The organism is Tenacibaculum sp. 1_MG-2023, from assembly GCF_030547425.1.
Lineage (GTDB): Bacteria > Bacteroidota > Bacteroidia > Flavobacteriales > Flavobacteriaceae > Polaribacter.
The window spans coordinates 42,080-53,911 of record NZ_JAUORH010000020.1; the positions used below are offsets into that span (position 1 = coordinate 42,080).

An 11,832-nucleotide genomic window follows, 5' to 3' on the forward strand; every position below is an offset into this window, starting at 1 on the left:
CTTATGAATATTCCCGAATTGGTTCAGTCGCAAAAAAACTATTTTGCAACACAACAAACCAAAGGTATCTCCTTTAGAAAAAGTGCTTTAAAAAGACTACAAAAAGAGCTTATTACAAGAGAACAAGATATTATCAAAGCTTTACATGATGATTTTAAAAAACCAGAATATGAAGCGGTGATGACTGAGACTTCTATTGTTTTAGCTGAATTAAAAATGGCAATAAAGAACATTCATTCCTGGAGCAAACCTAAACGTGTATTACCATCTTTATTAAACTTTCCTTCCTCTGCAAAAATTTATAAAGAGCCTTATGGTACAGTTTTAATTATTGCTCCTTGGAACTACCCGTACCAACTCGCATTTGCCCCTCTACTAGGTGCTATTGCAGCAGGAAATACGGTTGTTTTAAAACCTTCAGAATTAACACCGCATACGAGTAAAATTACCACAGAAATTATTGAAGCTGTTTTTGACAAAAAACACGTCGCTGTAGTTGAAGGTGGCGTTGATATTTCTACAGAATTACTAGCGCAACGTTGGGATTATATTTTCTTTACAGGTAGTGTTCCTGTTGGTAAAATTGTCGCCAAAGCCGCTGCTAATAATTTAACTCCTGTTACCTTAGAATTGGGAGGAAAAAGTCCATGTATTGTTGACGAAACTGCCAATATTAAATTAGCTGCAAAACGCTTGGTTTGGGGGAAGTTCATTAATGGTGGTCAAACTTGTATTGCTCCTGATTATTTATTAATTCACAAATCAGTAAAAGAGCAGTTTATACAAGAGTTTAAGGAGGAAATTTTTAGAGCTTACGGCGAAAATCCTCAAAATTCCTTTGACTTCCCACGTATCGTAAACACTAAAAACTTTGATCGTTTAGCTTTGATGCTTGAAAATGAAAAATGTGTAATTGGCGGACAAACTGATAGAAACGATCGCTACATTGCCCCAACATTAATTAACGAACCTAGTTTGGATAGTGAAGTAATGAAAGGTGAAATTTTTGGACCTATTTTCCCATTAATTTCTTACGAAAATGAAGCTGACATTGAAAAAATCACTACTAAATACGACAAACCTCTAGCTTTATATGTATTTACTAATAGAAATTCATTTGCTAAAAAGATAACTCAACGTTATTCATTTGGAGGTGGAACCATAAACGATACCACTGTACATTTTGCTAATCATAGGTTGCCTTTTGGTGGCGTGGGTGAAAGCGGTATAGGCAGTTATCATGGGAAAAAAACTTTTGATACGTTTTCTCATCATAAAGGAGTGGTTTCTCGCGGTACTTGGTTAGATGTTCCTACTCGATATGCTCCATACAAAGGAAAACTACAACAATTAAAAACCTTAATGAAACTAGGATAAATTAGATAAAAGACAAATAGACACAAGAATCAAGACACCTATAAATGAGTGAAAAAACCGTATCAGAAGCAGTTAACTATCGTCGTTCAGTAAGAGTATACGATCCTGAAAGACCGATAGACACTGCTGTTGTAAAAAAATGTTTAGAGCAAGCTATTTTAGCTCCTACCAGTAGCAACATGCAACTGTGGGAGTTTTATCATATCACCTCAAAAGAAACAATCGATAAAATAGCTCCTTTATGTTTTAATCAAAATGCTGCTAAAACTGCACAACAATTGGTTGTTTTTGTAGTTCGTAAAGATTTATGGCGTAAACGTGCTAAAGCCAACTTAGCTTTTATGGATAGAGTTTTTGGAAAAAACAATCCGAAATCGGAGCAACGAAGTAGAGAAAAAGTAGCTCGTAACTACTACGGAAAGTTAATTCCTTTCACATATTTTGATTTCTTAGGAATTTTTGGCTGGCTTAAATATTTAATGGTTCTTATTGTTGGACTTTTTCGACCTATGTATCGTGAAGTTCGCAATAGTGATATGCGCGTAGTGACACATAAAACCTGTGGATTAGCAGCACAAACATTCATGCTCTCTATGGCTGCTGAAGGTTACGACACTTGCCCTATGGAAGGTTCTGACACTTGGCGTGTAAAACGTTTGCTGGGGTTACCTTTTGGTGCAGAAATTAATATGATTGTTTCTTGTGGTATTCGTAAACCCGAAGGAGTGTATGGAGAACGTTTTAGAATTCCTTTTGAAGAGGTTTATAGGAAAGTGTAAAAACCAACTATCTTAGGTTGATTAATAAAAACCTGGGTAGTATCAAAAAATATATCAAATTTTGTGAATAGTCCAAAATTTATAAAGCATGCTACTGATTAGTTATGAAATTTATATTTTCTGCCCATTATTTCTTCTGAACCATTTGGCTAAAATTTTAATCCTTTAATTTTACTTTCTATAGTATTAGGTAACTCTGGTAACTTATCCGTTTTATTATAAATATTTAGATTTTTGAACAACATAATTAATGTTACAATTAGGCTTGAAAAGCCTAAAATAAAAATCACTCCCCCTAAAAAGTAAATCAAACATATTCTTATAATTGAAGGTTTTGAACCAATTATATATATATTATTAATTACTAATTTTTCTATATCGTTATTTTTTTTATTGAATTTTGCTTCAACTTTCCCTAACCCTTTTAAATCACTAACAGTCAAATCAATGGGTAATTCCCTTTCTAAATCCCTACTATTTACTATATTTTTTGTTTCCAATAAATTGATTAGATTATGATAAGAGGTGCTCTCCGAGACATCATAGATTTGTTTAATATCCATACCACTTGAAAAAACAATTCTAAGTCTTAAATAACTGTAATCATTAGGGGTTAAGCATTCCAAAGCAAAAAATTCTAGCTTCTCTTCTTTTAACGTCTCATTTTTTAACTCTTTTGCTTGTTTAAAAAGTTTTGGACTCCCTTTAAAGACAAGTACCACCCCTAAAGTAATCCCAAAACTAAACTTTAATATGTAATCTATAAATTTCATATCTAGACCTCATTAATTAATTCATTCTTCCTCGTATCCTGATGGCCAAACCCCATATCTCCTCCTAAATTCTTCAGGAGTTTCAGGTTGCCCCATGTTTCCATAAAAACTATCAGCATCAATATTACTATACCATAATTGCCATTTTTTATCCTCTTCTGCTCTTTGTTCTTTCGTCATTTCCATCGACCTCTTTTTCTCCTTTTCATCTCTCAACTCTCTTCGTTTATTATAAATTAGACACTTTTGTCTTTCATTTAGTTTTTTAGAGCATTCAATCCAGTCATTTGAAACTGTGATTTCATTAGCCATTTTCGCTAAAGTTTCTAACTGTTCCTCACTTAAATTTTCTGAAATCTCATTAGGCTTGATACGTTTCATTCTTTTAAATTTGTTTAAAATCAACATAATAAACTTTCATTGCCTTTTCAACCCCTGCTGGCGCAAGTGTCTCGCTTGTGCTATCTACAGCTCTGCAATTTAAACTCCTTTCTATTAACATATTTTTCTATCTCTTTTTCCTTTATACTCTTTCTTACTCGTACTGTCACTAGTAAGATACTCGGCTATCGCATAAACAATTGTACTACTTCGGTAAAAACACCAATTTATTTTTACTCTTCTTTATAGCTGCTTCATTGAGAAGCATTTTTACAAACTCACCATCTACATATTTTTGTGCTTGGTCTTTGTAATAAGGACTAAACACATTTCCTGATTGTCCTGTAGGTAAAATCGCAATGCTATTCTCAACATCAGAAAAATCAATTACTCTACGTGTTGAAGGCCCTCCGTGAATCTTATACATTCCTGTACTATCCAACTTAAAAATCTGATTGTTTATCACTTCATTTCCTCCAATGGTTTCAAACGGACCTACATTAAAGAATTTACGCAACAAACCTCCCGCTTTACCAATAGCGTGTTCATACTCCACTGAAATCACGCGATTCCACGTCCAATTTTCTACATTTTCTCCTAATTGATTTTGTAAAAATGTGATGGATTTTTGAAAAGCTGTGGTAATTATTTCATTTCTGGTTTCAACTTTATTAGTTGTTGAAATATCGTCCCACCAAACTGATTGTTCTCTTTTAGCTTGTTGTGCTAATACTTGATCTTGTAATTGCGTATCAATAAACAACTGAAAGCTATCTCCTAACTCATCTTTATAAGTAGCAGTTAAAAATTCATACAAAAATCGATTATAAATAGTCGGAGCTACGTTGGTTTTTAAATATTCTCCATTCCACTTTTCTAACACCGAATATGCTTTTTTAGCTGAAGGAGATAATGACGACTTATCTACACTTGCTAACAACTCTCTTCCTATTTCTGGCACAACAGGTGAAGTAACATCATAAATCATTTCAGCTACATCCTCTTTTGTAAAATCATTTTTAGGTTCTAATAACTGAACAATTCGCTTCGCTCTGTCTTCTGGTTGATAATATCCCGGATATAATTTACCTCTCACGGAATCGGGTTGATTATTTGCTGAATACACATAATTCCAACTAGGATTTTCAGCTTGCGGATTTTCTTCAAAAGGTAAATACGCTACAATCTCATCGTTCCCAGAAGCTCCGTTTAAATACACTTTAGAAGATAGGCTATCTCTTAACCTATATAGTTTAGCTGATGCAAACCAACCTACATTTCCTTTCGCATCTCCATACATTACATTTAATCCTGGTGCGTGAATCTTTGCAGTTCCAGTTTTAAAGTCTTGTAACGAATTTGCATGTGACATTTTGTGTGACGCTTCTAACAATTGATTAGGCAACTGCGTATAAATCCAGTTCATTGCAATTGGTCTTTCATCTGTTACATGCTCTATTAATCCGTTCATAATCGGACCATGTTTACTAACTTTAACTTGATATGTGGTATCTTTTCCCCCTTTAACCTTTATACGTTTGTCCCATAACTCATATTTCTGGTATCCATTAGGTGTTTTGTACTCCATTGAATTTTCTGGGTTATTTTCTTCTACATAAAAGTTCAAATCGTCATTTGCCAACATTGTTAATCCGTAAGCATAGTCCTTATTATGTCCTAACAACGGAAACGGCATCAAAGCTAGATTAAATCCGTAAATTTCAAAATCAGGAGTTTTTATATGATTTTGATACCAAACCGATGGTTGAGAAAATGCGATATGTGGATCGTTCGCAAAAATTACCTTACCGTTTTTGGTTTTAAGTGGTGCAATTACCCATGAGTTACTTCCTATAAAAGGTGCAACTGGCAACTGATTTATAATCTTGCTTACCGCTATAGACATCTCTGCTTTAATTGTACCTTTATTTGTTGTCTTATTCAGTGTTAAATTTTTATCGAAAGAATTCAACAACTCATTTACATAGGGCTCGCCTAACTTTTCTTTTACTTCAGTTAACAACGGATCGGTTTTATGCGCAATTGCAAAACTAAATGCCATATAACCAAAAACATTATACACATCTTTAATTGTATAATTTTCTTTATCCAGCCCTACCAAATAAAATTCTAACGGGGTTGCCCCTTCTTCTATGAACTGATTAACTCCATTTAAATACGCTTCCGTTAATTTATACGTTTCTGAATTTTTATCTAATTCCTGAATCGTTTTTTCAGCAGCTTCTTCAATTCCTAATCCAGCAAAAAATTTATCGACTCTAACCAAGTCTTTACCAAAAACTTCTGCTAATCTTCCAGCAGCAATTCTTCTGATGAGTTCCATTTGCCACAATCGGTCTTGAGCATGCACGTATCCTAAAGCAGTATAAGCATCTAGTTGATTTTCGGCATTGATATGCGGCACTCCAACCTCATCATAATATACCGTAACTTTATCTGAAATTGAGTTAAGTTCTAACTCTCCTTCATAAGTTGGATGCAGAGTTTTTGTAAATAGCCAAATTCCAACACTTAGTAACACTAAAAGTAGTAGAACAATTTTTAAAGATTTCTTTAATAACTTCATTAGGGATGATTTTTTTCAAAGATAACAGATTTATTTGTTGTTCCTCTTCTGGGTAAATAGTGTAATTTTTACACACTTTTACTCTTTAATTACACACTTTTTACACATAAAAACATTATCCTTTTAACCTTTACAAAACAACAATCACTTAACAATCAGCAAGTTATACCTTTTAGTGTTTTAATTAAAGTTGATGGCATATTTATTTCAATACAACAAGCAAATATGTAAATAACTTAAAAACTTAATATCATGAAAAATTTAATTTTAGCAGCGGCAATCTTAGCAGGAGCTTCAACTTACGCAACAACAAACAACACTATTTCTCCTATTACTCCAGTTCATACAGTTGTAGAGAACGGTTTTCAAGAAATTTCTTTAGATAAGTTACCTGCAGCGGTAGCAAAATCTGTTAAAGAGAGTTTTCCTAAAGGTAAATTAAGCAAAGCTTTTGTAAACGGAAAAGAGCAGTACAAATTAGAAATTACTTTAGAAAACGAGAGTAAAACTCTTTTTGCTGACAAAGAAGGGAATTGGTTAGATGCAAAAGAAGTAAAATAACTTACACATATTTCCCTTGTAGTATTACAATAATAAATAATTATAACTTAAAAACTTAATATCATGAAAAAATTAATCTTAGCAGTAGCAATCTTAGCAGGTGTTTCAACTTACGCAACAGTAAACAATACTATTTCTCCTATTACTCCAATTCATACAGTTGTAGCTGATGGGTTTCAAGAAATCTCTTTAGATAAATTACCTGCAGCATTAGTAAACTCTATTAAAGAAAGCTTTCCAAAAGCTACTGTAAACAAAGCTTTTGTAAACGAAAAAGAGCAGTACAAATTAGAAATTAGCGCAGAAAAAGTAAGTAAGACTATTTATACTGACAAAGAAGGTAACTTGTTAGAAGAAAAAGAAGTAAACAATACTAAAAAGTAATTTTTTTATTTCCCTCCTCAATTTTATTGACAAAAGAGCGTTTTCATTTAAAACGCTCTTTTTATTTTTACAGAGAATTTTTATACAAACAATTTAGAGCAGCCATTTTTATGAAAAATATTTTATTGGTAGAAGACGATGTTACTTTTTCTAATATGCTAAAACATTTTTTAGAGCGACACAAATATGTTGTTGAGGTTAGCTATACCATTAAAAATGCCTCTACCCTATTGAAGGAAAATTCATACAATTTAATTTTTACTGATTTACGTCTTCCTGACGGTAATGGTATTGATTTATTAAAACAAAGTAAAAACACTAATAGTAACATCCCTGTTGTTTTAATGACGAGTTATGCTGAAGTTTCAACAGCAGTTCAAGCGATGAAACAAGGTGCTTTTGATTATATTTCTAAACCTTTTAATCCTGATGAAGTTTTAGAAGTAATTAGTAATGCTCTAGAAGTTAAAACCGAACAAATTACTGAACCTAAAAAAGAAGACAAGAAGGTTTCTAATTCTAATATTGTTACTGGTATAAGTGCGGCTTCTAAAAGCCTTTATGAGCATATCCATTTAGTAGCTCCAACTGACATGTCTGTTCTTATTACAGGCGAAAGTGGTACAGGTAAAGAAGTTGTTGCTAGCACAATTCATACCCAAAGTTTACGTAAAGACAAGCCTTTTATTGCCGTGGATTGCGGAGCTATACCTAAAGAGATTGCCTCAAGTGAATTTTTCGGGCATCAAAAAGGATCATTTACAGGAGCTATAAATGATAAAATAGGACATTTTGAAGCAGCTAATGGAGGTACTCTTTTTTTAGATGAAGTTGGAAATTTAAATTACGAAAGTCAGGTACAACTTTTACGTGCTTTACAAGAAAGAAAGATTAAACCTGTAGGAAGCAGTAAGGAAATTATGGTAGATATTCGTTTAATTACTGCCACTAATGAAGATTTATTATCTGCTGTTGAAAAAGGTAATTTTAGAGAAGATTTATATCATCGTTTAAATGAGTTTTCTATTAAAGTCCCTAATCTAAATGATAGAAAAGACGATTTAATTCTTTATGCCGATTTCTTTTTAGAAAAAGCCAACAAACAACTCAATAAATCAATCGCTGGCTTTTCTCATGAAGTACTCACTTTATTTCAACAATATAGCTGGCCAGGAAACTTACGAGAGTTATCTAATGTTATCAAAAGAGCTACACTTTTATCTCAGACAGAAATTATAGAAAAAGAAGTGTTGCCTGAAGAATTAAAAAACACTGAAGATCAATACAGCATCCCTAATGAATTTTCTACCAAGGAAAATGAAAAAAAACTTATTATTAGGGCTTTACATGAGGCTAAAAACAACAAAACTAAAGCTGCAAAGCTTTTAAATATTACTAGAAAGACTTTGTATAATAAACTGAAAGAGCATGAAATAAATTCTTAATTATTCAGCTTATACTGTACCTAAAGGGTATAGCTTTACGGTAACTTCTTGCATTCCACTTTTTAAAATCGCATCGTTAATACAGGTGGTATGCCCCATTAAACCAACTTGTTTAAAAAGATTAAATACCATTCTACCATTTACATACAATTCATAAAAACAACCACTTTGGTTCGCTTCTATAAAATATTGAGGCATGCTTTTGTGTTGTAAAGGCTGTATGTTACTATATAGTTTGTCTATGGGTCTCATTTGTTTTGTTTGCCCAGAAGCAGTAAGTACCAACAACATACAAAACAAATAAACACTATATAAAAACGCTTTTTGCATTACCTTATAATTTCTAATTTGTTACTTCCTTTTGGTTTGTGTAGGTATATGTAAGAGTAATTTCTTATTTTACTTTTACTCCCATCATCATAAGTTTTCTCATATCCATAAGAAAATGCTCCATAACCTTTTTTTATTATGCTTTTTAACGCTACAATTCTACCATTCCCTCCAAAAATCATTTCATACTTATCTAAAGGTTCTTTCTTTTTAAACTTAGAGTCAAAAATTTGTTTAAATTTCCTTTTTCTATCCTTAATACTTTTTTCATTAACATCATTATAGGCTTCAGATTTTAAAAACTCTAACTCTCTGTTTTTAAACAATTCTACCCATTTAGCTTCGTCTTGATTGAAAATAACATCAGATAAATTATTATAAAAAGCTACTACTTCTTTTTCTAACTGTTTTTGATCCATTTTAGTTAAATCTTGCGATTCGCTCCAGCCAGTAACTTCGTAAGGAACTTCTGCATAAAACGTAAAAGTATGCTCATAATAAGGTAAACCCTCTATTTTAATATCATTCTTACTTCTAGTACTTGCCTCCGGAATTTTAAATGTTACTACTTTTTCATCGCTGTCTTCTACCTGTGTATCGTATTTTTCTATTTTTACTTCTATTCTTGCATTCTTGGTAAACGTGTCAAACCTTTCTACTTCTGTTTGTCCTAAAGGGTATAGCTTTACAGTAACTTCTTGCATCCCACTTTTTAAAATAGCATCGTTAATACAGGTGGTATGCCCCATTAAACCAACTTGTTTAAAAAGCTTAAATACCATCCTACCATTTACATACAACTCATAAAAACAACCACTTTGGTTCGCTTCTATAAAATATCTATTCATGCTTTTGTATTGTAAAGGCTGTATGTTGCTGTATAGTTTGTCTATGGGTCTCATTTCTTTTGTTTGCCCACAAGCTGTAAACACCAACAACATACAAAACAAATAAACACTATATAAAAACGCTTTGTTCATTACCTTATAATTTCTAATTTGTTACTTCCTTTTGGTTTGTGTAGGTAGACATAATAATAATACCTATATTTAATGAATTCACCATCTTCTTTTGACTCAATTCCAAACGAAAAAGCTGAATTCCCTTTTGATCTGGTACTCTTTAAGCTAACTATTCTACCATCACCTCCAAAGATCATCTCATATGGGTCTAGAGGTTCTTTCTTTTTAAACTTAGAATCAAAAATTTCTTTTAGTTCTTCTATTCTTCCTTTTATACTAGAGGCTTTTATATTATTGTAAGCTACTGATTTAAAATACTCTATTTCTCTATTTTTTATTAACTTAATCCATTTCTCTTCATCTCTTTGATCTACTATATTTGAAAGCTCATTATAGAAAGCTACTACTTCTTTTTCTAATTGTTTTTGATTCATTTTAGTTAAATCTTGCGATTCGCTCCAGCCTGTTACTTCGTAAGGAACTTCTGCATAAAACGTAAAAGTATGTTCATAATAAGGCAACCCTTCTATTTTAATATCATTCTTACTTCTAGTACTTGCCTCCGGAATTTTAAATGTTACTACTTTTTCATCACTGTCTTCTACCTGTATATCGTATTTTTCTATTTTTACTTCTATTCTTGCATTCTTGGTAAACGTGTCAAACCTTTCTACTTCTGTTTGTCCTAAAGGGTATAACTTTACGGTAACTTCTTGCTCTCCACTTTTTAAAATAGCATCGTTAATACAGGTAGTATGCCCCATTAAACCAGTTTGTTTAAAATGCTTAAAAACCAATTTTCCATTTACATACAGCTCATAAAAACAACCACTTTGGTTCGCTTCTATAAAATATCTATTCATGCTTTTGTATTGTAGGGGTTGTATGTTGCTGTATAGTTTGTCTATGGGTCTCATTTCTTTTGTTTGCCCACAAGCTGTAAACACCAACAACATACAAAACAAATAAACACTATATAAAAACGCTTTGTGCATTACCTTATAATTTCTAATTTATTGCTTCCTTTTGGTTTGTGTAGGTAGATATAAGCGTAATTTCTAATCTTTCTTTTACGTCCATCATCATAAGTTCTCTCATAACCATAAGAAAAAGCACTGTAGCCATCTTTAGTTAAATTCTTCAAAGCTATAATTTTACCATTTCCTCCAAAAACTATTTTATACTCGTCTAATGGTTCTTTCTTTTTGAACTTAGAATCAAAAACTTGTTTAAATTTCCTTTTCCTATCCTTAATGCTTTTCTCTTTAACATCGCAATATGCTTCAGAAATTAATACTTCTCGTTCTCTGTTTTTAATTAGCTCTACCCATTTAGCTTCATCTTGATTATAAATAACATCAGATAAATTATTATAAAAAGCTACTACTTCTTTTTCTAACTGTTTTTGATTCATTTTAGTTAAATCTTGCGACTCGCTCCAGCCTGTTACTTCATAAGGAACTTCTGCATAAAACGTAAAAGTATGCTCATAATAAGGTAACCCTTTTATACGAATGCTATTATTTTTATCTTCTGTATTAGGAATATTAAACGTAGCTACATGATCATCGTAATTTTCGTATTCTTTACTATTCGGCTTATCCTCCAATGCTTTATCCCATTTAGTTATTTCAATATTTATCTTTGCATTTTTAGTAAAAGTATCAAACCTTTCTACTTCGGTTTGTCCTAAAGGGTATAGCTTTACAGTAACTTCTTGCTCTCCACTTTTTAAAATGGCATCGTTAATACAGGTGGCATGCCCCATTAAACCAGTTTGTTCAAAATGTTCAAACATCAATCTTCCATTTACATACAGCTCATAAAAACAGCCTATTTGGTCTGCTTCTATAAAATATTGAGGCATGCTTTTGTATTGTAAAGGTTTTATGTTGCTGTATAGTTTGTCTATGGGTCTCATTTCTGTTGTTTGCCCACAAGCTGTAAGCACCAGTAACATACAAAACAAATAAACACTATATAAAAACGCTTTGTGCATTACCTTATAATTTCTAATTTGTCACTTCCTTTTGGTTTGTGTAAATAAATATATCTAGAAGATCTAGTTTTTTTTAATTTCCCGTCTCTAATTTTGTTAACTCCAAAAGAAAAAGCAGCTCTACCTGTTCTTTCAATACTTTTTAAAGCTACAATTCTCCCTTTTCCTCCAAAAATCATTTTATTGACTTATTAATTTAAAATCTGTATTTTTTTGCTTTAAAATACTGATAAATGGAACAATTTGAAGGTAAA

13 protein-coding genes are annotated in these 11,832 nt (G+C 32.0%); 5 read left to right on the plus strand and 8 right to left on the minus strand.

What is annotated here, in order from left to right; genetic code table 11:
* Positions 1-3: 3 nt before the first annotated feature.
* Positions 4-1,377, plus strand: coding sequence for an aldehyde dehydrogenase (locus tag Q4517_RS12830; RefSeq protein WP_303510092.1), 1,374 nt, complete (start codon positions 4-6; stop codon positions 1,375-1,377).
* Positions 1,378-1,421: 44 nt separating this feature from the next.
* Positions 1,422-2,156 carry a nitroreductase family protein gene (locus tag Q4517_RS12835; protein ID WP_303510095.1) on the plus strand — a complete coding sequence of 245 codons (735 nt, stop codon included), beginning with the start codon at positions 1,422-1,424 and terminating at the stop codon, positions 2,154-2,156.
* Between the two features lie 149 nt (positions 2,157-2,305).
* Here Q4517_RS12835 and Q4517_RS12840 read toward each other — a convergent pair whose 3' ends face one another.
* The 3 genes from Q4517_RS12840 to Q4517_RS12850 form a co-directional block, all read right to left on the minus strand.
* The gene (locus tag Q4517_RS12840; RefSeq protein WP_303510096.1) at positions 2,306-2,929 is read right to left on the minus strand and encodes a hypothetical protein; all 624 of its coding nucleotides are present in this window, start codon (positions 2,927-2,929) and stop codon (positions 2,306-2,308) included.
* A gap of 21 nt (positions 2,930-2,950) precedes the next feature.
* On the minus strand, positions 2,951-3,310 hold the full coding sequence (locus Q4517_RS12845) for a hypothetical protein (protein ID WP_303510098.1): 360 nt from the start codon (positions 3,308-3,310) through the stop codon (positions 2,951-2,953).
* A 205-nt stretch (positions 3,311-3,515) separates the two neighbouring features.
* Positions 3,516-5,897, minus strand: coding sequence for a penicillin acylase family protein (locus Q4517_RS12850; RefSeq protein ID WP_303510101.1), 2,382 nt, complete (start codon positions 5,895-5,897; stop codon positions 3,516-3,518).
* A gap of 252 nt (positions 5,898-6,149) precedes the next feature.
* Between Q4517_RS12850 and Q4517_RS12855 the strand changes: the two genes are divergently transcribed.
* The 3 genes from Q4517_RS12855 (at position 6,150) to Q4517_RS12865 (ending at position 8,287) form a co-directional block, all read left to right on the plus strand.
* On the plus strand, positions 6,150-6,458 hold the full coding sequence (locus Q4517_RS12855; RefSeq protein ID WP_303510102.1) for a hypothetical protein: 309 nt from the start codon (positions 6,150-6,152) through the stop codon (positions 6,456-6,458).
* A gap of 63 nt (positions 6,459-6,521) precedes the next feature.
* Entirely contained in the window at positions 6,522-6,842 is a 321-nt protein-coding gene (locus Q4517_RS12860; protein WP_303510103.1) for a hypothetical protein, read from the plus strand.
* 110 nt (positions 6,843-6,952) lie between these two features.
* On the plus strand, positions 6,953-8,287 hold the full coding sequence (locus Q4517_RS12865) for a sigma-54 dependent transcriptional regulator (RefSeq protein WP_303510105.1): 1,335 nt from the start codon (positions 6,953-6,955) through the stop codon (positions 8,285-8,287).
* A 9-nt stretch (positions 8,288-8,296) separates the two neighbouring features.
* Here Q4517_RS12865 and Q4517_RS12870 read toward each other — a convergent pair whose 3' ends face one another.
* The 5 genes from Q4517_RS12870 to Q4517_RS12890 form a co-directional block, all read right to left on the minus strand.
* On the minus strand, positions 8,297-8,617 hold the full coding sequence (locus Q4517_RS12870; RefSeq protein WP_303510107.1) for a hypothetical protein: 321 nt from the start codon (positions 8,615-8,617) through the stop codon (positions 8,297-8,299).
* On the minus strand, positions 8,617-9,597 hold the full coding sequence (locus tag Q4517_RS12875) for a hypothetical protein (protein ID WP_303510109.1): 981 nt from the start codon (positions 9,595-9,597) through the stop codon (positions 8,617-8,619). The genes Q4517_RS12870 and Q4517_RS12875 overlap by 1 nt, the downstream gene beginning before the upstream one ends.
* Positions 9,597-10,442 (minus strand): hypothetical protein, encoded by an 846-nt coding sequence (locus Q4517_RS12880; protein WP_303510112.1) that lies wholly within the window; start codon positions 10,440-10,442, stop codon positions 9,597-9,599. Before Q4517_RS12880 ends, Q4517_RS12875 begins: the two co-directional genes overlap by 1 nt.
* Before the next feature lie 131 nt (positions 10,443-10,573).
* Complete coding sequence (locus Q4517_RS12885; RefSeq protein ID WP_303510113.1) at positions 10,574-11,539, minus strand: hypothetical protein; 966 nt, start codon at positions 11,537-11,539, stop codon at positions 10,574-10,576.
* A 38-nt stretch (positions 11,540-11,577) separates the two neighbouring features.
* The gene (locus tag Q4517_RS12890) at positions 11,578-11,757 is read right to left on the minus strand and encodes a hypothetical protein (protein ID WP_303510114.1); all 180 of its coding nucleotides are present in this window, start codon (positions 11,755-11,757) and stop codon (positions 11,578-11,580) included.
* Positions 11,758-11,832: the final 75 nt, after the last annotated feature.